The sequence below is a fragment of the Kineococcus aurantiacus genome (genome assembly GCF_013409345.1).
In the GTDB taxonomy this organism is placed as follows: Bacteria; Actinomycetota; Actinomycetes; order Actinomycetales; family Kineococcaceae; genus Kineococcus; species Kineococcus aurantiacus.
Genome location: NZ_JACCBB010000001.1, coordinates 788,731 through 807,355, shown reverse-complemented (window position 1 = coordinate 807,355; position 18,625 = coordinate 788,731). Strand labels below are relative to the sequence as shown.

Annotated in this window: 19 protein-coding genes; 12 read left to right on the top strand and 7 right to left on the bottom strand. The window is 75.5% G+C overall.

Annotated features, from left to right (window positions below; genetic code table 11):
• The first annotated feature begins 2 nt into the window (after positions 1 to 2).
• Positions 3 to 746, top strand: coding sequence for a DNA-formamidopyrimidine glycosylase family protein (locus tag BJ968_RS03880; protein ID WP_179749381.1), 744 nt, complete (start codon positions 3 to 5; stop codon positions 744 to 746).
• A gap of 173 nt (positions 747 to 919) precedes the next feature.
• Here the strand turns inward: BJ968_RS03880 and BJ968_RS03875 are convergent, their stop codons facing one another.
• Positions 920 to 1,843, bottom strand: coding sequence for a hypothetical protein (locus tag BJ968_RS03875; protein WP_179749379.1), 924 nt, complete (start codon positions 1,841 to 1,843; stop codon positions 920 to 922).
• A 52-nt stretch (positions 1,844 to 1,895) separates the two neighbouring features.
• On the opposite strand from BJ968_RS03875, the gene BJ968_RS03870 reads away from it, so the two are divergent.
• From BJ968_RS03870 to BJ968_RS03850, 5 genes are all read left to right on the top strand, one after another.
• Complete coding sequence (locus BJ968_RS03870; RefSeq protein ID WP_179749377.1) at positions 1,896 to 3,092, top strand: osmoprotectant NAGGN system M42 family peptidase; 1,197 nt, start codon at positions 1,896 to 1,898, stop codon at positions 3,090 to 3,092.
• A gap of 64 nt (positions 3,093 to 3,156) precedes the next feature.
• Positions 3,157 to 3,897 carry a DUF899 family protein gene (locus tag BJ968_RS03865; RefSeq protein WP_179749375.1) on the top strand — a complete coding sequence of 247 codons (741 nt, stop codon included), beginning with the start codon at positions 3,157 to 3,159 and terminating at the stop codon, positions 3,895 to 3,897.
• Positions 3,898 to 3,933: 36 nt separating this feature from the next.
• Positions 3,934 to 4,947, top strand: a complete 1,014-nt coding sequence (gene dhaK, locus BJ968_RS03860; RefSeq protein WP_179749373.1) for a dihydroxyacetone kinase subunit DhaK — start codon at positions 3,934 to 3,936, stop codon at positions 4,945 to 4,947.
• Complete coding sequence (dhaL, locus tag BJ968_RS03855) at positions 4,935 to 5,531, top strand: dihydroxyacetone kinase subunit DhaL (RefSeq protein ID WP_425491464.1); 597 nt, start codon at positions 4,935 to 4,937, stop codon at positions 5,529 to 5,531. The genes dhaK and dhaL overlap by 13 nt, the downstream gene beginning before the upstream one ends.
• A gap of 11 nt (positions 5,532 to 5,542) precedes the next feature.
• Complete coding sequence (locus BJ968_RS03850; protein ID WP_218884759.1) at positions 5,543 to 5,917, top strand: PTS-dependent dihydroxyacetone kinase phosphotransferase subunit DhaM; 375 nt, start codon at positions 5,543 to 5,545, stop codon at positions 5,915 to 5,917.
• Between the two features lie 9 nt (positions 5,918 to 5,926).
• Here BJ968_RS03850 and BJ968_RS03845 read toward each other — a convergent pair whose 3' ends face one another.
• From BJ968_RS03845 to BJ968_RS03830, 4 genes are all read right to left on the bottom strand, one after another.
• A complete protein-coding gene (locus BJ968_RS03845; protein WP_179749370.1) occupies positions 5,927 to 7,474 on the bottom strand; it encodes an alkaline phosphatase D family protein in 1,548 nt (515 codons plus the stop codon).
• A 100-nt stretch (positions 7,475 to 7,574) separates the two neighbouring features.
• On the bottom strand, positions 7,575 to 7,862 hold the full coding sequence (locus BJ968_RS03840) for a hypothetical protein (protein WP_179749367.1): 288 nt from the start codon (positions 7,860 to 7,862) through the stop codon (positions 7,575 to 7,577).
• Between the two features lie 49 nt (positions 7,863 to 7,911).
• Entirely contained in the window at positions 7,912 to 8,727 is an 816-nt protein-coding gene (locus BJ968_RS03835; RefSeq protein WP_179749365.1) for an aminotransferase class IV, read from the bottom strand.
• Positions 8,712 to 9,791 (bottom strand): Gfo/Idh/MocA family oxidoreductase, encoded by a 1,080-nt coding sequence (locus BJ968_RS03830; RefSeq protein ID WP_179749363.1) that lies wholly within the window; start codon positions 9,789 to 9,791, stop codon positions 8,712 to 8,714. Before BJ968_RS03830 ends, BJ968_RS03835 begins: the two co-directional genes overlap by 16 nt.
• Before the next feature lie 169 nt (positions 9,792 to 9,960).
• Between BJ968_RS03830 and BJ968_RS03825 the strand changes: the two genes are divergently transcribed.
• Genes BJ968_RS03825 through BJ968_RS03800 form a run of 6 tightly spaced genes read left to right on the top strand, consistent with a single transcriptional unit; the run spans position 9,961 to position 16,661 of the window.
• On the top strand, positions 9,961 to 11,025 hold the full coding sequence (locus BJ968_RS03825) for a PhoH family protein (protein ID WP_179749361.1): 1,065 nt from the start codon (positions 9,961 to 9,963) through the stop codon (positions 11,023 to 11,025).
• Positions 11,022 to 11,543 (top strand): rRNA maturation RNase YbeY, encoded by a 522-nt coding sequence (gene ybeY / locus BJ968_RS03820; RefSeq protein WP_179749359.1) that lies wholly within the window; start codon positions 11,022 to 11,024, stop codon positions 11,541 to 11,543. Before BJ968_RS03825 ends, ybeY begins: the two co-directional genes overlap by 4 nt.
• 3 nt (positions 11,544 to 11,546) lie before the next feature.
• Positions 11,547 to 12,857: a CNNM domain-containing protein gene (locus tag BJ968_RS03815; RefSeq protein ID WP_179749357.1), complete on the top strand. Its 1,311-nt coding sequence runs from the start codon at positions 11,547 to 11,549 to the stop codon at positions 12,855 to 12,857.
• Positions 12,850 to 13,761: a GTPase Era gene (gene era / locus BJ968_RS03810; RefSeq protein ID WP_179749355.1), complete on the top strand. Its 912-nt coding sequence runs from the start codon at positions 12,850 to 12,852 to the stop codon at positions 13,759 to 13,761. The genes BJ968_RS03815 and era overlap by 8 nt, the downstream gene beginning before the upstream one ends.
• A 22-nt stretch (positions 13,762 to 13,783) precedes the next feature.
• The gene (locus BJ968_RS03805; RefSeq protein WP_179749353.1) at positions 13,784 to 15,805 is read left to right on the top strand and encodes an alkaline phosphatase family protein; all 2,022 of its coding nucleotides are present in this window, start codon (positions 13,784 to 13,786) and stop codon (positions 15,803 to 15,805) included.
• Between the two features lie 22 nt (positions 15,806 to 15,827).
• Complete coding sequence (locus tag BJ968_RS03800; RefSeq protein ID WP_179749351.1) at positions 15,828 to 16,661, top strand: MBL fold metallo-hydrolase; 834 nt, start codon at positions 15,828 to 15,830, stop codon at positions 16,659 to 16,661.
• A 137-nt stretch (positions 16,662 to 16,798) separates the two neighbouring features.
• Here the strand turns inward: BJ968_RS03800 and BJ968_RS03795 are convergent, their stop codons facing one another.
• Positions 16,799 to 17,737, bottom strand: coding sequence for an aldo/keto reductase (locus BJ968_RS03795; RefSeq protein ID WP_179749349.1), 939 nt, complete (start codon positions 17,735 to 17,737; stop codon positions 16,799 to 16,801).
• Entirely contained in the window at positions 17,734 to 18,621 is an 888-nt protein-coding gene (locus BJ968_RS03790; protein WP_179749347.1) for an aldo/keto reductase, read from the bottom strand. The genes BJ968_RS03795 and BJ968_RS03790 overlap by 4 nt, the downstream gene beginning before the upstream one ends.
• Positions 18,622 to 18,625: the final 4 nt, after the last annotated feature.

Genomic DNA, 18,625 nt, shown 5'->3' with positions numbered 1-18,625 from the left:
TCGTGCCCGAGGCGCACAGCCTGCACCGCCACGCCCGCGACCAGCGCGAGGCGCTGGCCGGTCAGGTCCTGGCGGTGTCCAGCCCGCAGGGCAGGTTCGACGCGGCACCGTTCGACGGCCACCGCCTCGACGACGTCCAGGCGTACGGCAAGCACCTGCTGTACTCCTTCGACGAGGCCCCCGACGTGCACGTCCACCTGGGCCTGAAGGGGATCTACCTGCGCACCGCCGACCTGGCGCTGCCCCCGCGCGGCGGGACGCGGATGCGGCTGGCGGGGGAGCGGGAGGCGTTCTCCCTCATCGCCCCCAGCCGGTGCGAGGCGCTGGTGCCGCAGGCCCGCGACGCACTGCTGGCCTCCCTGGGGCCGGACCCGCTGCGGGTGGGGGAGGCCGGCCGCGAGGACGCCGCCCGGCGGCTGGCGGCCGCCGGGACCGCGGTGGGCGCCGCGCTGCTGGACCAGTCGGTGTGGGCGGGCATCGGCAACGCCTGGCGCGCCGAGCTGCTGTTCCTGGCCGGCCTCGACCCGGCCCGCCGCGTCGGCGAGGAGGAGGCCGGGTTGCTGTGGGACCTGGCGGTGGAGCTCCTGCGCCTGGGCGTCGACGCCGGGCAGGTCGTGTCCGACCCCACCGCCCCCGACGAGCGCTGGGTGTACAAGCGCGACACGTGCCGCCGCTGCGGGACGACGGTGCAGACCCGCACCGTCGCCGGCCGCACCGCCTACGTCTGCCCCCGCGACCAGCGCTGACCCGCTCCCGCTGCGCCCGACCACAAAGTGCTTGATCACCGAAGTGCTTGATCACCGAAGTGCTTGATCACGGCGAGGTGGTGGTGCGCCCCACCCCCCCGGCGGTGATCAAGCACTGTCGTGATCAAGCACTCTCCTGATCGAGCACTTCCCTGATCGAGCACTCCCCGCGGTCAGTCGGGGAGGCGGGCGCGCAGGCGCTCCAGCTCCCGCTCGGCGGCCGCGACCCGCTCCTGCGCCGCGTGGGCGGCCCGCTCGGCCGCGCGCAGCGCGCCCGCGGCCGGGGCGAGCTGGGCGGCGACGGCGTCGAGCCGCGCCTGCAGGTCGTCGCGGCGGCGCACCAGGTCGTCGTAGCGCCGGCGCGCCGAGGACAGCTCCGCGGCCGCCGAGGACGACTCCCCGCGGGCGTCGTCGAGCTCGGTGCGCGCCGCGCGGACGGCCTCGTGCAGCTCGGCCCGCTCCCGTTCGCGGCGCTCGGTCTCGACCCGCTGCCGCTCGGCGTCGCGGGCCGCCCTCACCTCCCGGCGGGCGCTCAGCTCGTCGCGGGGGACCGCGGGGCGCCGGGGGGACGCGGCGGGCGGCCGGGGCGGGGCGGCGTCCGACGCGGTCGCCCCCGCCAGGTCGACCTCCCCGAAGCCCGCGGGCTCCAGGGGCCGCACCAGCAGCCCCGAGCGCACGGCGTCCGCGGCGGCCGCGTCGGCCATCGCGGCCCGCAGCGTGGCGACGACCCGCTCCCCGGCCCCCGGGGACAGCCGCACCCCCGCCTCGCGGGCCAGCCGCACCACCTGCACCCGCACGGCCTCCAGGACCTCGTGCTGCCGCACCCGCAGCTCCCGCAGCTCCGCGCCGGCCAGCGAGGCCGTCGCCTCCCGCATGGCCGCGCCCAGCTCCAGCAGCCGCTCGACGTCCTCCCCGCGCTCGCGCACCAGCAGGTTCACGGCCCACGCGGGGACCAGCGGTCTGCGCAGCGCGCCGATGCGGCCGGCGAGCTCGCGGTCGCCCTCGGCGCGGGCCTGCCGGGCGAAGGCGTCGCGCGCGGCGGTGAACCCCGTGGGCGCGGAGCCGTAGAGGTCGTCGAGCACGTCAGCGAGGTCCACCGGGGCATCCTCCCGCGCCGTCCGCCCGCCCCGCCTGGCAGCATCGACCGCGATGAGCACCGCCGACACCCCCCAGCCCGTCGACGTCAGCATCGACGTCGAGTACCTCACGAGCACGCTCATGGAGATGCTGCGCATCCCCAGCCCCTCGGGCCGCACCGACGCCGTGATGCAGGCCGTCGGCGACCACATCGCCGCCCTGGGGCTGCCGTTCGACCTCACGCGCCGCGGCATCCTGCGCGCGACGCTGCGGGGCCGCAGCGAGGGGGTGCACCGCGCCGTCGTCGTGCACGCCGACACCATCGGGCTGATGGTCAAGCGCGTGAAGCCGTCGGGCCGGCTGGAGGTCGTGCCCGTCGGCAGCCACAGCGCCCGGTTCTCCGAGGGCGCCCACGTGACGATCTTCACCGACGACCACGACCGCGTGTACACGGGGACGGTCCTGCCGCTGAAGAGCAGCGGGCACACCTTCGGCGACGAGATCGACACCCAGGGCGTCGGGTGGCCGTACGTCGAGGTCCGCATCGACGAACCGGTCGAGTCGGCCGGGGACGTGCGCGCCCTGGGCATCGAGGTCGGTGACCACGTGGCCCTCGACGCGGCCCCGCAGCTGACCCGCCGCGGCTACGTCAAGTCCCGGCACCTCGACGACAAGGCCGGGCTCGCGGCGTGCCTGGCGGCGCTGAAGGCGCTGCGCGACGCCGACCTGCCGCTCGCGGTGAGCGCCCAGTTCCTCGTCACCATCGGCGAGGAGGTCGGGTTCGGCGCCACCCACGGCCTGGCCCCCGACGTCGCCGAACTGGTCGCCGTCGACAACGCCGTGGTCGCCGAGGGCCAGAACTCCCGTGAGGAACTGGCCAGCGTCGCGATGCTCGACATGACCGGGCCCTTCGACTACCACCTGTCCCGGCGCCTGCACGCCCTGGCCCGCGAGCACGGCATCCCCGCGGTCCGCGACGTGTACCGGCACTACCGCTCCGACGCCGCCCCCGCGCTGGAGGCCGGCATCGAGGCCCGGCACGCGCTGCTCGGGTTCGGCCTGGACTCCAGCCACGGGCACGAGCGCGCCCACGTCGACGGCCTCGTCGCCCTCGCCCGGCTCCTCGCGGTCTACCTGCAGAGCGGCCTGACGTTCGACGACTGGGACCGGGAGGAGGCCGGGCCGCTGGCGGACTTCCCCAGCCTCAGCGTGCAGCCCGCCGACCCCGAACCCGTGGACCGCACGGTCGTGCCCGACGAGCACCGCTGAGTCCGGGCCCCCGGCGGAGTCACCACCTCGTCAGGAGCACGTCGGCACGACGGAGGAGGACACCGTGGCTCTGCCGGAGGTCACCACGCGCGAGGAGTGGCTGCGCGCCCGCAAGGACCTGCTGGTCCGGGAGAAGGAGCTGACCCGCGCCCAGGACGCCCTGGCCGCCGACCGGCGGCGGCTGCCGATGGTGCAGGTCACCACCGACCACCGCTTCACCGGCCCCGACGGCGAGGTCGGCCTGCTGGACCTGTTCGCCGGCCGCGACCAGCTCGTCGTCCAGCACGTCATGTTCGACCCGTCCTGGGACGAGGTGTGCCCGTCCTGCACGGCCGCGCTGGACGAGCTCAGCGACGGCCTGCTGAGGCACCTGAACGCGCGGCGCACGACGTTCACGGCCGTCTCGCGCGCCCCGTACGGGAAACTCGCCGCCTCCGCGGCGGCGCGCGGCTGGACGTTCCCGTGGGTCAGCTCGCACGGCAGCCGGTTCAACCACGACTTCCACGCCACGCTGGACCCCGGCGTCGCCCCGGTCCAGCTGAACCACCGGGACGCCGACGAGCTGCGCGCCGCGGGGATGGGCTGGGCGCTGGAGCAGCCGGGGGAGGTGCCCGGGTACAGCTGCTTCCTCACCGACGGCGGCCGCGTCTTCCACACGTACTCCACCTTCGCGCGGGGCACCGAGCAGCTCGGCGGTGCCTACGCGTTCCTGGACATGACGGCACTGGGCCGGCAGGAGGCGTGGCAGGAACCGCACGACCGCGTCCCCGACGCCCGGGGGGCGGTTCCGAACTTCGCCGACTGAGGATAGCTTGGGCGTCCCCGGGCGAAGGAGCTCCTCATGACCGCAGCCGCCAAGCTGCTCGACGACCCCGCGAACGCCGTCACCGACGCGTTGCGCGGACTGGCCGCCGTCCACCCCGAACTGTCCGTCGACCTCGAGCACCACGTCGTGGCCCGCGGGGACGAGCGGCGCCCGGGCAAGGTCGGTCTCGTCTCCGGCGGGGGGTCCGGTCACGAACCCCTGCACGCCGGTTTCGTCGGTCTGGGCATGCTCGACGCCGCGGCCTGCGGGGCCGTGTTCACCTCACCCGTGCCCGACCAGGTGCTCGCCGCGACGCGGGCCGCCTCCTCCGGGGCGGGCGTCGTGCACGTGGTGAAGAACTACACCGGGGACGTCCTGAACTTCCAGATGGCCGCCGAGCTCGCCGACGACGAGGGCATCGAGGTGGAGACCGTCCTCGTCGACGACGACGTCGCCGTCACCGACAGCCTGTACACCGCCGGCCGCCGCGGCACGGGCGGGACGCTGTTCGTCGAGAAGGTCCTCGGCGCGGCCGCCGAGAAGGGGTTGCCGCTGGCCGAGGTCGCCGCCCTGGGCCGGGACGTGGTGTCCCGCAGCCGGAGTTTCGGCGTCGCCCTGAGCCCCTGCACCACACCGGGTTCCGACCAGCCCGGTTTCGACCTGCCGCCCGGGGAGATGGAACTGGGCATCGGCATCCACGGCGAACCCGGCCGCCGCCGGGTCCCCGTCCCCGCGACGGGCGTGGCCCGCGAGGTCGCCCGGACGTCGGTGGCGGCCATCGACGAGGACCTGCCCCTGGCCCACCAGGACCTGCTCCTGCTCGTCAACGGCATGGGCGGCACACCGCTGCTGGAACTGCAGGTCCTGGCCGCCGACGTCGTCGACGAGCTCTCCGCGAGGGGGGCCCGCGTCGCGCGGGCGCTGGTCGGCAACCACGTCACCAGCCTGGAGATGGCCGGGGCGATGGTCAGCGTCTGCACCACCACCCCCGAACTGCTCGAGCTGTGGGACGCCCCCGTCCGCACCCCGGCCCTGCGGTGGGGCGCGTGAACCTCGACGCCCCGACCGCCCTCGCCTGGTTGCGCGCGTTCGCCGGGCTCGTCGACGAGCGGGCGGGTGAGCTCACCGACCTCGACCGGCCCATCGGCGACTCCGACCACGGCGTGAACCTGCAGCGCGGGATGCACGCCGTCGTCGCCGCGTTCGACCAGGAGACCCCCGAGACCGCGGGAGCCGTCCTCACCAGGGCCGGGTCCACGCTCGTCAGCACCGTCGGCGGGGCCAGCGGACCGCTGTTCGGGACGCTGCTGCGGCGGGCGGGGAAGGCCCTCGACGGCGGTGACCTCGCGAGCGCGTTGCGGGCCGGTCTGGACGGCGTCGTGAAGCTCGGCGGGGCCCAGGTCGGGGACGCCACCCTCGTCGACGCCCTGACCCCGGCCGTCGAGGCGCTCGAGGCGGGCCGGTCGCTGTCCGAGGCGGCCGAGGCCGCGGCGCGGGGGGCCGCCTCGACCGAGCCGCTCGTGGCCCGCAAGGGCCGCGCCAGCTACCTCGGCGAGCGCGGGGTGGGGCACCGCGACCCCGGCGCGGAGTCCGTCGCGCTGCTGTTCACCGCGCTCGCCGGGGCCGGCGCGTGAGCGTCCGGGTGGTGCTGCTCTCGCACAGCGCCGCCGTCGCCCGCGGGGTCGCCGACCTCGCGGGGCAGATGGCCCCGTCGGCGACCGTCGTGCCCGTCGGCGGCACCGCCGACGGGCGCCTGGGCACCGACGCGGACGCCCTCGAGGGCGCCGTCGGGCAGGCCCTCGCGGCCGGTGAGGAGGTGGCCCTGCTGGTCGACCTCGGCAGCGCCGTGCTCACCGCCCGGACGGTGCTGGCCGACCTCGACGACGACGCCCCCGTCGCCCTGGTCGACGCGCCCTTCCTCGAGGGGGCCGTCGCGGCGGTCGTGACGGCCTCCACGGGCGCGGGCCTGGCCGAGGTCGTCGCGCAGGCCGAGCTCGCGCGCGGGCTGCGCAAGACCTGACCGGGCGGGTCAGCCGTGCGGCTGCAGGTCCCGGCTCCACAGCGCGGCGCCGTCGACGTCGCGCAGGGTCACCGTGAGCACCTGGGAGTCGGGGTCGATCTCGACCTCGCCGAAGAACTGCGAACCCTCCAGCGGCGAGGTGTTCGGGCGCGGCGGCACGGCCTGGAACTCCACCTTCGGCCCGAACGTCGGGTCGAGGTCGCTGGGCCCGAACGACCCGGCGTGCAGGGGGCCGGAGACGAACTCCCAGAACGGGTCGAACTCGGTGAAGGACGCCCGGTCGGGGGAGTAGTGGTGCGCCGCGGTGTAGTGCACGTCCGCGGTCAGCCACACGTGGTCGCGCACCCCGCGCCGCTTCAGCTCGCGCAGGATCCACGCGATCTGCCGTTCCCGGCCGCGCGGGACCCCCGGGTCGCCCTGGGCGACGGCCTCGATGCCCGCGGGGTCGGTCTGGGAGTCCGGCACGACGAGCCCGACGGGCATGTCGGCCTGCACGACCTTCCAGCGCGCCGTGGAGGCCGCCATCGCCTCGACGAGCCAGCGCGCCTGCTCGGTGCCGAGGATCCCCCCGTCGGGGCGGACGCCGCCCCCGGCCCAGCCCCACGGGTTCGGGTCCCGGTAGCTGCGCATGTCCAGGACGAAGACGTCCAGCAGCGGGCCGAAGGAGAACTTCCCGTAGACGTCGGACGTGCGCCGCCGCGAGATCGGGACGTACTCGCGCCACGCCTGCTCGCCGCGGGCCCACAGCACGTCGACGCGCTTCTCGGTGTACCGGTCGTCGTCGAGGACCTCGTGCGGGAACCAGTTGTTGTGCACCTCGTGGTCGTCCCACTGGTTCACCTGCGGGACGCGGGCGAAGAACCGCCGGTAGGCCTCGTCCTCGAGGTTGTACTGGAAGGCGCCCCGGAAGTCGTCGAGGGTCTGCGCCACGTGGGACTTCGCCTCGGTGACGACGTTGCGGTAGACGCGCCCGTCGGGCAGCGTCACGTCGCCGGTGATGACCCCGTCGGCGTAGATCGTGTCCCCCGAGTGCAGGAAGAAGTCCGCGTCCCGCCGCGCCATCGCCCGGTAGATCGGGAACCCGCCCAGGTCGGGGTTGCGGCCCCAGCCCTGACCGGCCTGGTCACCGCTCCACAGGAACCGCAGGCGCCGGTGGTCGCCCGCGGCCGGTGCGGTCCGCAGGAAACCCTCCACCGACTCCCCGTCCGGGCGGTGGGCGTCGGGCGCGCCCAGGACGACCCGGTAGGGGACGTCGGTGGCCGACGGCAGGCCGTTCACGTCCAGGCGGCCGGTGAAGTCGCTGGACCCCTTCAGCAGCGGTCCGCGGTAGGTGCGGCAGTCGCGGCCGAACGTGCCGGTCGGGGAGACCTGCACGAACATCCGCGCGGTGCGGTCGGCGCGCGTCCAGATCGTCGCGGTGCTGGAGGTGACGTCCCCGGACTGCACGCCGTGGGTGATCCGCGGGGCACCGCTGCGCAGCAGGGCGGGGGCCAGCAGCCCGGTGCCGCCGGCGGCGAGGAGGGAACGGCGCGAGAAGGGGGAGGAGGGGGTCTGCACGCCCCGCAGGCTGCCGAACCCGGGTGACGTCCCCGTGCAGCCCGGGAGAACTCCCGGTGAAGCGCCGGGCGGTGCGGCCGGGCGGGGCGGCCGGGCGGGCTCAGCCGGCCGGGGACCGGAAACCCGTGCCGCGCACCTCCGCGTGCAGCCCCACCGCCAGGAGTTCGCCGGTGACGCGCGCGGTGGCCGCCGAGACGTCGACCGCCGTGGGCCGGTGCCCGCAGGGCAGGGTCACCACGACCACCGGGTCCTCTCCGGTGGGGGTGACCCGCTCGATCGCGGCGTCCAGCCCGGCCTCGCGCAGGACCCGCAGGCAGCGGTGCTCCTGCTCCGACTCCGTGGCCAGCACCACGGTCAGCCGGCAGTCCTCGGAAGCGCCCGTGCCCACCCCCCGACTGTGGCACCGCGGACCGCCCGGCGCGAACCGCGGCGCGTCCTCAGCCCGTCCCCAGCGCGATCCCCCGCAGGGCGGCGGTGCGGTCGGCGTCGTGCGGCAGCGCGGTGCCGTCCAGGCGCAGGACGGGGGCGGCCCCGCGCAGGCTCGACAGCAGCCAGGCGCCGTCGGCCCCGGCCAGCTCCGCGGGGCGCACGTGGGCCTCCTCGACGTTCAGCTCGCCCGCCACGGCCTCCAGGGTCGTGCCCGGCAGGACCGCCCGCCCGGACCGCGGCGGGGTGAACCAGCGGCCCCCCGCGGTCCACAGCAGGTTCGCGGTCGGGGCCTCCAGGACGAGGCCGTCGGCGTCGACGAACAGCGCGTCCTGCGCCCCGCGCCGCGCCGCCTCCCGCAGGGCGGCGGAGTTCACGGCGTAGGAGGACGTCTTGGCCGCGGCCAGCAGCCACGGCGCGTCGGGCACGGTCGCGGTCCCGCGGGCCAGGGTCACGACGTCGACCCCGCGCCGGCCCGCCCGCACGCCGTCGGGGACGGGCCGCACCGTGACCAGCCCGAGCCCGTCGCGCGACAGGCTCCACCGCAGGACGGCCTCGCCGGCGGCGGGCAGGTCCGCGGTCGCGGCCACCGCCAGGGCGGTCCACGCGTCCCGGTCCAGGCCCACCCCGAAGGCGGCGGCCGACCGCTCGAACCGGTCCAGGTGCGCCGCCAGCCGCACGGCGTGCCGGCCGCGCACGAGCAGGGTCTCGAAGAACCCGTCCCCGCGCAGGCCCGCGTCGTCGGCGGCGGCGACGGGGGCGTCCCAGGGGACCTCCCCGACCCCCAGGACCAGGGTCCGCCGCGGCCCGCTCAGCTGCGCGCCCACGGTCCCTCGCCGGTCGCGACGGGCCCGCCGGTGGCCAGGGACCGCTCGATCGCCGCGCTGAGGAGCTGGTCCTGCGCGGCCTCGGCCAGCGGGTAGGGCGGCGGGCCCTCGTCCCGGGCCCAGGCCGCGCACCGCTGCAGGAGCGTGGCCACCGCGATGTCCTCGTCGGACAGCCGGGAGGTGGGGAAGGGGTTGCGGAACAGCACCTCGCCGTCGAGGGACAGGTGGTCCAGGTCGTGGCCCTGCACGTCCTGGTGGTGACCGGTCCAGCGCCGCTCGAGCGTGGAGGGCACGACGGTCGTGGGGCCGGTCAGCCGGACGAGCCGGTCGTCGACGAGCTCGCCGGCGCTGCCGCGCACGACCAGCCGCCGCGCCCGCAGCGGGTTGCGCGTCTGGGTCTCGGTGAAGTCGTACAGGGCGCTGCGGCCGTCGCCGAAGTCGAACGTGGCGATCGTCGTGGTCTGCGGGCGCGGCTCGGCGCTGCCGGTCCAGCCCGCCCGGGTGATCGGGTCGGCCAGCGGCGCGGTCGTCGCGGTGGCGACCACGCGGGCGCCGCGCCACCGCGTCCCCAGCAGGCCCCGGACCAGCGACGTCGCGTGGTGCAGCTGCGTGGAGGAGACCTGCACCGAGGTGGGCGTCCCGACCGCGCCGCGGCGCACGAGCTCGGCGCGGGCCGCGTTGTGCGGGAAGAGCAGGTACTGCTCGGCGACCTGGACGCGGCCGTGCGCCCCGACGGCGTCCCACAGCGCGCGCAGCCCGTCGAGGTCGGCGGCCGCGGGGGTCTCGGTGACGGCGTGCACCCCGCGCCCGTCGAGCTCGCGGACCAGGCCGGGGGCCACCCGCGCGGGCACCGAGACGACGACGACGTCCGGCGCGGCGCGCAGCAGCCCGTCGAGGTCGCGGTGGACGGGCAGCCCGCGCGCCGCGAGCGCCCCGGCGGTGGCGGCGCTGCGGGCCAGGACCCCGGTCACCTCGAAGCGCCCGGGCAGGCGGCCCAGCAGGTCCAGGTGCAGGCCGGCGCGGAAGCCCCCGCCGGTCAGGGCGATGCGCGCGGGCCGGTCCACGGGGCGAGGCTAGCCCGGTGGCCGAGCGGGGGCCCGGCGCGGACCCGGGAGCAGCCGGTGGCGAACGCGGGAGACCTGCGCGCGCCCGGCTCGTTAGGATCGGGGTGACAGCGTGCACCCCCAGGCGCGCACATCTCGACACGGAGGCGAGCGGCCCCTCGGGGCGACCATGGCCAGCACCGAACCCACCCCCGAACCCACGGCCGCGCCGTCCGGCCAGGCCCTCGGCACGGCGCGGCACGTCATCGTGGTGCCGCCCGAGGTCCCCATGGTGGGGCTGCTCGGCGCGCGCGACGAACTGCTGCGCGTGCTGGAGCGGGCCTTCACCCGGGTCGACGTCCTCGTGCGCGGCAACGAGATCACCGTCACGGGCACGGCCGCCGAGGTCGCCCTCCTGGAGCGCCTGGTCGACCAGATGACGACCGTCCTGCGCAGCGGCCAGGCACTGTCGCCCGACGCCGTCGAGCGGTCCGTGGCCATGCTGCGCGCCCAGGCCAACGGCACCGGCGACGACCGCCCCGCCGACGTCCTGACGATGAACATCCTGTCCAGCCGCGGGCGCACGATCCGGCCCAAGACGGTCAACCAGAAGCACTACGTCGAGGCCATCGACGAGCACACCGTCGTCTTCGGCATCGGCCCGGCGGGCACGGGCAAGACGTACCTGGCGATGGCCAAGGCCGTGCAGGCGCTGCAGGCCAAGCAGGTCAACCGCATCGTCCTGACCCGCCCGGCGGTCGAGGCCGGGGAGCGGCTGGGCTTCCTGCCCGGCACGCTCACCGACAAGATCGACCCGTACCTGCGCCCGCTGTACGACGCGCTGCACGACATGCTCGACCCCGACTCCATCCCGCGCCTCATGGCGGCCGGGACCATCGAGGTCGCGCCCCTGGCGTACATGCGCGGGCGCACCCTCAACGACGCCTTCATCATCCTGGACGAGGCGCAGAACACCTCCCCCGAGCAGATGAAGATGTTCCTCACCCGCCTGGGCTTCGGGTCCAAGATCGTCGTGACGGGTGACGTCACGCAGGTCGACCTGCCCTCGGGCACCGAGTCGGGCCTGCGCGTCGTGCAGGACATCCTCGAGGGCATCGAGGACGTCCACTTCTCCCGGCTGACCTCCAGCGACGTCGTCCGGCACCGCCTCGTCGGGGAGATCGTCGACGCCTACGGCCGCTGGGAGGAGGCCCGCCCGCGGGCCGGTGCCGCGCACGGCGGGAGGAAGCGGTGAGCATCGACGTCGTCGACGAGAGCTGCTTCGCCCAGGGCCGCGGCGTCGACACCGTCGAGGTGACGCACCTGGCCCGGTACGTGCTGGACGAGATGCGGGTGCACCCGCTGGCCGACCTGTCGATCCTCATGGTCGACACCGAGGCCATGTCCCGCCTGCACGTGCAGTGGATGGACGAGCCCGGCCCCACCGACGTCATGTCCTTCCCCATGGACCAGCTGCGCCCCGGCCGCGAGGGCGGCACGTCCGAGCCGGGCCTGCTGGGGGACGTCGTGGTGTGCCCGGAGGTGGCCGCGGCGCAGGCCAAGGCCTCGGGCCACGCCACGGCCGACGAGGTGCTGCTGCTCGTGACGCACGGCATCCTGCACCTGCTCGGCTACGACCACGCCGAGCCGGACGAGGAGCGGGAGATGTTCACCCTGCAGCGCCGGCTCGTGCTGGGCTTCCTGGCCCGCATCGGCCGTCCCGGCGACCCGACCCCCACGGTCGGGCACCGGGCGCTGCCGTCGGGGGGCTGAGGCGTGGACGCTCCCGCGGGCCCGCTGCTGCTGCTGGCCCTGCTGCTCGTCGTGGCGGCCGGGCTCGTCGCGGCCGCCGAGTCGGCCATCGCCGGCACGTCCCGGCGCCGCGCCCGGGAGCTGCAGGACGACGGCCGCCGCGGCGCCCCGGCGCTGGCCCGCGTGCTGGAGCGCGCCGCGCCCGTCCTGACCGTCTGCACCCTGCTGCGGGTCGTCCTGGAGACCCTCGCGGCGGTCTGCGTGACCGTCGTCGTGGCCAGCTGGACCGACTCGTGGTCCCTGGTCCTGCTCGGCGCCGGGCTGGGCATGTCGGCGCTCGACTTCGTCCTCGTCGGCGTCGGCCCCCGCACGCTGGGCCGGCTGCACGCCGAGACCGTCGGCCTGCTCGCCGCGCCCGTGCTGGCCCCGCTGACCACCGTCCTGGGGCCGGTGGCCCGGGCCCTGGTGGCCGTCGGCAACGCCGTCACCCCGGGCCGGGGCCTGCGCCACGGCCCGTTCGGGTCCGAGGCCGAGCTGCGCGAGATCGTCGAGCTGGCGGGGGAGACCTCCGTCATCGAGGCCCGCGAGCAGCGGATGATCCACTCCGTCTTCGAGCTCGGCGACACCCTCGCCCGCGAGGTCATGGTGCCCCGCACCGACCTCGTCACCGCCCGCCGCGGCACGGGCCTGCACGAGGCGGAGGCGCTGTTCCTGCGCTCGGGGTTCTCCCGGATGCCGGTCGTGGGCGAGGACGCCGACGACGTCCTCGGCGTCGTCTACCTCAAGGACGTCGCCCGCCGCTTCCACACCGACCCCGCGCGGGCCCGCACCGAGCACGTCGAGGAGGTCGCCCGCCCGGCGGTGTTCGTCCCCGACAGCCTGCCCGTCGACGACCTCATGCGGCAGATGCAGCGCGACAACGTCCACGTGGCGATCGTCGTCGACGAGTACGGCGGCACCGCCGGCCTGGTCACGATCGAGGACATCCTCGAGGAGATCGTCGGGGACATCTCCGACGAGTACGACCGCGCCGGGCCCGAGGTCGAGCACCTCGACGACGGCGGGTTCCGGGTGTCCTCGCGGCTGCACGTGGAGGACCTCGGGGAGCTGTTCGACCGGGAGATCGAGGACGAGGACGTCGACACCGTCGGCGGCCTGCTCGCCAAGACGCTCGGTGAGGTGCTCGTCCCCGGTGCCGTCGCCGAGGTGCACGGCCTGCGGCTGGAGGCCGACGCCCGCGCCGGCCGCCGCAACCAGGTGCGGACGGTCCTCGTCCACCGCCTGCCCGAACCCGAGACCGAACTCCTCGACGCCGGAGGCCTCGACCATGCCTGAAGCAACCCCCCACCGCTCCGGCTTCGCCTGCCTCGTGGGCCGGCCCAACGCCGGCAAGTCCACGCTGACGAACGCGCTGGTCGGGCAGAAGGTCGCGATCACCAGCTCGCGGCCGCAGACCACCCGGCACACCGTGCGCGGCATCGTGCACCGCCCCGACGCCCAGCTCGTCCTCGTCGACACCCCCGGACTGCACCGGCCCCGCACCCTGCTGGGCCAGCGGCTCAACGACCTGGTCCACGAGACCCTCGCCGAGGTCGACGTCGTCGCGCTGTGCATCCCCGCCGACGAGAAGATCGGCCCCGGTGACCGCTTCATCGCCGACGCCCTCGGCGCGGTCCCCCGCTCGACGAAGGTCGCCCTGGTCACCAAGACCGACAAGGCCTCCAAGCAGCAGGTCGCCGAGCAGCTGCTGGCGGTCTCCGCCCTCGGCGAGGAGGTGCTCGGGGGTTTCTCCGACGTCGTCCCCGCCTCGGCGCTGACCGGCGAGCAGGTCGACACCGTCGCCGACGTCCTCCTGCAGCACCTGCCCGAGGGGCCCCGGCTGTACCCCGACGGCGAGCTGACCGACGAACCCGAGACCGTCATGGTCGCCGAGCTCGTCCGCGAGGCGGCCCTGGAGGGCGTCCGCGACGAGCTGCCGCACTCCCTGGCCGTCGTCGTGGAGGAGATGCAGGAGGGCGACAACGGCGTCCTCACGGTCTTCGTGTGGCTCTACGTCGAGCGCGAGTCCCAGAAGGGCATCGTCATCGGCCGCGGCGGCGCGCGGCTGAAGGACGTCGGCACCCGCGCCCGCCGGCAGATCGAGGCTCTGCTGGGCACCCGGGTCCACCTGGACCTGCGGGTGAAGGTCGCCAAGGACTGGCAGCGCGACCCCAAGCAGTTGCAGCGCCTCGGTTTCTGAGCCCCGCCCGCTCCACGACACCGTGCGCTCCCGGTTCGCCCTCACCGCCCGCGACGTCCGCGACCTGCTGCTGTCGCTGCTGCCCACCGCGTTCGCGCTGTGGATCAGCGTGCACCTCGTCGCGGGCGTGCGGGTCGACTCGCCGTTCTGGCTGCTGGCCTCGGCGGCCGTGCTCGCCGTCGGCGACCTGCTGGTGCGCCCCGTCCTGGGGCCGCTCGTGGGGGTCCTGGGGCCGCTGCCGACGGTCGTCCTCGGCGTCGCGGTGCAGCTGCTGCTGCTGCACACGGCGCTGACGGCGGTGCCCGGCCTCGACCTCAGCTCCCTCAACGCGCTGTGGCAGGTGTACCTGTGGACCGGCCTGGTCGGCGTCGCCGTGCGCTGGCTCGTCGGCTCCAACGACAGCCGCTGGGTCGTGCGCGGCCTGCTGCGGCACCGGCCGAGCCCGCCGGGGGACGTGCGGCCCCCGGGGCTGCTCGTCGTCCAGGTCGACGGGCTGTCGATGCCGCTGCTGCGGTTCGGCCTGCACTCGGGGACGCTGACGACCGTCTCCCGCTGGCTGCGGGAGGGCACCCACCTCGCGGAGGGCTGGCACGCCCAGCTGCCCTCCACCACGCCCGCGAGCCAGGCCGGGTTCCTGCACGGCTCCACCGAGGGCATCCCCGCCTTCCGCTGGTGGGACCCCGAGCTGGGCCGCGTCCTCGTGGCGAACCGGCCCGCCGACGCCGCCGTCATCGAGCGCCGCGCGCGCGAGGCCGCCCACGCCGCCGGCCGGCGGGGGCTGCTGGCCGACGACGGCGCCAGCGTCGGGAACCTGTTCTCCGGGGAGGCCTCGCACGCCCACCTCGTCGTCTCCACGTCCCGCGCAGGCGGTTCGGGCCGCCCCTACCTGCGGTACGTCGCGCGCCCGTTCGTGCTGCTGCGCAGCCTCATCCTGACCCTCGGGGAGATCGTCAAGGAGCTGTACCAGGGCTGGCAGCAGCGGGTGCGCCGCATCGAGCCCCGCATCCCGCGCCGCGGCTGGTACGTCCTGCTGCGGGCCCTGACCAACGCGCTGCTGCGCGACCTGAACGTCTCCGTCGTGGCCCAGGAGCTCGCCGACGGCCGCCCCGTCGTCTTCGTCGACTTCCTCGACTACGACGAGGTCGCCCACCACGCCGGCGTCGCGCGGGCCGAGTCCCTCGACGCGCTCGCGGGCATCGACCGGGTGCTGCAGACGCTGGCCGACGTCGCGGCCGTCTCCCCGCGCGAGTACCGCGTCGTGGTCGTCTCCGACCACGGCCAGGCGCAGGGGGCCACGTTCGAGCAGGTCTGCGGGCGGTCCCTGCAGGAGGTCGTCGCCGGGCTCCTCGACGAGGCCGGGCCCGAGCACCCCGTGGTGACGACCGCGGCCGGGGAGGAGATGCGCGGCCGGGTGGACGTCCTGGTGCGCGAGTTCGCCCCCCACGCCAAGGCCGAGCGCGTCAGCACCCGGCACGAGGACGAACCCGACGGCGACCGCGACGCCGTCGTCGTCGCGACCTCGGGCTGCACGGCGCTGCTGTCGGTGCCCGGCGCCGCCGACGGGCGCGTCGACCTCGCCGAGTTCGACCGCCGCTGGCCCGCGCTCGTGCCCGGACTCCTGCAGACGCGCGGGATCGGTTTCGTCGCGGGGTTCCGCGGCGAGGAGGTCGTCGTCATCGGGACCGAGGGGGAGCACGAACTGGTCTCCGGCGTGGTCAAGGGCGCCGACCCGCTCGCGGCCGTCGGGCCCCGCGCCGCGGGCGACCTGCTGCGGGTCATGCGCTTCCGCACCGCCCCGGCGCTGTTCGTGCACTCCACGGTGGACCCGGTGACCGGGGAGGTGCACGCCTTCGAGGAGCAGGTCGGGTCCCACGGCGGGCTCGGCGGGTGGCAGGAGCAGGCGGTCCTGGTGCACCCGGCGGAGTGGAAGGTCGACGAGGACCTGCGGGACCGGTCCGTGCCGGGCGAGGCGCCGCTCGTGGGGGCCGCCACGGTCCACGAGCAGCTGGTCCGGTGGATGCAGCAGGTCGACCTGCGCTCGTGAGGGGCCAGGGGGAGGAGGAACGGTGAGCGTCGACGTGAGGTGGCTGGGGCACTCGACCGTGACGGTCGACGTGCGGACGCCGGGAGGGTCGCTGCGGGTGGTCACCGACCCCGTGCTGCGGCCGGGGCTGGCGCACCTGCGCCGCCGGCCCGCGACGCCCGACCCGGCCGCGTGGGCCGGGTGCGACCTGGCGCTGGTCTCGCACCTGCACCACGACCACCTGGACCTGCCGTCGCTGCGGCGGATGCGGCCCACGGTTCTGGTGACCCCGCCGGGTTCCTCGGACTGGGTGCGGTGGCGGTTGCGGCGGCCCGCCACGCACGTCGTGGAGGTCGCCGTCGGGCAGACGCGGGAACTGCCCACGCCGTGCGGCCCGGTGCAGGTCACGGCCCTGCCCGCCCACCACGCCGGGCACCGCACGGGCAGCGGGTTCAGCCGCGCCCCGCGCGGGGCCGAGGCCGTCGAGCACCTCCTGCGGGTCCCGGGCGCGTTCCCCGGCCGCGACCTGGACGACCTGCTGCTGTGGGCGATCGGGGACACCGGCGAGTTCGCGGGGTCCGACGCGGTGCTGGCCGCGGCCGGCCGCGCCCCCGACGTCGCGCTGGTCCCCGTCGGCGGCTGGGGCCACACCCTGGGCCCGCACCACCTCGACCCGCGCCAGGCCGCCGAACTCGTGGCGCGGGTCCGGCCGGGGGTCTCGGTGCCGGTGCACTGGGGGACGCTGCACCCCGTCGCCCTGGGGGCGACCATGGGCGACCGGTTCGTCGAACCCGGCCGCCGCTTCGTGCGGGAGGCGTCGAGGCTGGGGGTCGCCGGCGCGGTGCAGCTACCGGTCGGGGGTTCGCTGAGCGTGTGACCTGCGGGTCGCGCGGGGAGCGCCCGGGGTCGCTGCGCGCGACCACCGGGATCCACGGCGGCGGGGGCGGAACCCGGGGTCGACCCCGGGTTCCGCCCCCGCCGGCCTGACGGTCGTGGACCGCTGCGCGGCGCGGGTCAGGGCACCTGGTAGCCCGCGGCGCGGAACAGCTCGTACCACTCCGCCCTGGTCAGCGGGACGTCCGAACCCTGGGCCGCGGCGCGGACCCGGTCGGGGTTCGTGGTGCCGAGGACGACCTGCATGTTCGCCGGGTGGCGGGTGATCCACGCGGTCGCGATCGCGATCGTCGGGACGTCGTACTGCGCGGCGAGGCGGTCCAGCACGGCGTTCAGCTCGGGGTACTTCGGGTTGTCGAGGAACACCCCGTCGAAGAACCCGGCCTGGAACGGCGACCACGCCTGCACCGTGATGTCGTGCAGCCGGCAGTAGTCCAGGGTGCCGTAGTCGCGCGAGATCGACTGGTCCAGACCCTGCATGTTCGCCGCGACGCCCTGCGCGACGAGGGGCGCGTGGGTGATCGACAGCTGCAGCTGGTTGGCCACGAGCGGCTGGCGCACGTGCTTGCGCAGCAGTTCCAGCTGGCCGGGGGTGTGGTTGGAGACGCCGAACGCGCGGACCTTGCCGGCCTCGTGCAGCTCGTCGAACGCCTTCGCCACGCCCTCGGGTTCGACGAGGGCGTCGGGGCGGTGCAGCAGCAGGACGTCGAGGTAGTCGGTGTCCAGCGCCCTCAGCGACCCGGTGACCGAGGAGATGATGTGCTCGTACGAGAAGTCGAAGTACGCCCCGTCCTCGCCGGGCACGATGCCGCACTTGGTCTGGATGACCGTCTGCTCGCGCTCGGAGGAGCTGAGCTTGACGGCCTGGGCGAACCGCTCCTCGCAGCGGTGCGGGGCACCGCCGTAGACGTCGGCGTGGTCGACCATCGTGATGCCGACCTCGCGGCCGGTGGCGACGAGGGTGCGGATGGCCTCGTCGTCCATCTCGGCGATGCGCATGAGGCCGAGGACGACGTTGGGCACCTGCAGGCCGGTGGTCCCCAGCGGGACGGTCCTCACGAGCGGGCTCCTTCGGACAGGCGGGCGACCTCGTCGGCGGTCAGTTCCAGGTCGGCGGCGGCCAGGGAGTCCAGGATGCTCGCCGGGCGGGAGGAGCCGGGGATGGGCAGGACCTGCTCGGCCAGGGCCAGTTCCCACGCCAGCGTGACCTGCTGCGGGCTGACGCCGTGGGCCTCGGCCACCTCGGCGAACACCGCGTGGCGGCTGCCGAGCTCGGCGGCGTTGGAGATCCCGCCCAGCGGGGACCAGGGCAGGAAGGAGATGCCGCGGGCCGCGCAGTGCTCCAGCTCGCCCTGGCTGCTGCGGAAGGCGGGGGAGAACTGGTTCTGCACCGAGACCAGGCGGCCGCCCAGGACGGTGTCGGCCTCCTCGATCTGGGCCACGTCGGCGTTGGAGATGCCGGCGCGGACGATGACGCCCTCGTCGAGCAGCTCGGCCAGGGCCCCGACGGACTCGGCGTAGGGGACGTTCGGGTCCGGGCGGTGGAACTGGTAGAGGCCGATGGCCTCCACGCCGAGGCGGCGGGCGGAGGCCTTGGCGGCCTCCTTGAGGTAGGCGGGGTCGCCGTTCTGCGTCCAGGACCCGTCGCCGGGGCGCAGGTGGCCGCCCTTGGTGGCGACGACGACGTCGTCGGTGCTGCCGCCGAACTCGCGCAGGGCGCGGGCGATGAGCTCCTCGTTGTGGCCGACCTCGTCCGCGTCGCGGTGGTAGGCGTCGGCGGTGTCGATGAGGGTGACGCCGGCCTCGAGGGCGGCGTGGATCGTGGCGAGGGCCCGGTCGGTGTCGGGACGGCCCTCGATGCTCAGCGGCATGCCGCCGAGGCCGATGGCGGAGACCTGCCGGGTGGTGGGGGCGCCGGGGCGCCCGAGGCTGCGCTGCTTCACGCGG

What these genes read in the sequence shown, in the direction of transcription:
- BJ968_RS03870 (WP_179749377.1), top strand. Translation starts at nt 1,896, where the DNA reads ATGAGCACCGCCGACACCCCCCAGCCCGTCGACGTCAGCATCGACGTC.
- era (WP_179749355.1), top strand. Translation starts at nt 12,850, where the DNA reads ATGCCTGAAGCAACCCCCCACCGCTCCGGCTTCGCCTGCCTCGTGGGC.
- dhaK (WP_179749373.1), top strand. Translation starts at nt 3,934, where the DNA reads ATGACCGCAGCCGCCAAGCTGCTCGACGACCCCGCGAACGCCGTCACC.
- BJ968_RS03825 (WP_179749361.1), top strand. Translation starts at nt 9,961, where the DNA reads ATGGCCAGCACCGAACCCACCCCCGAACCCACGGCCGCGCCGTCCGGC.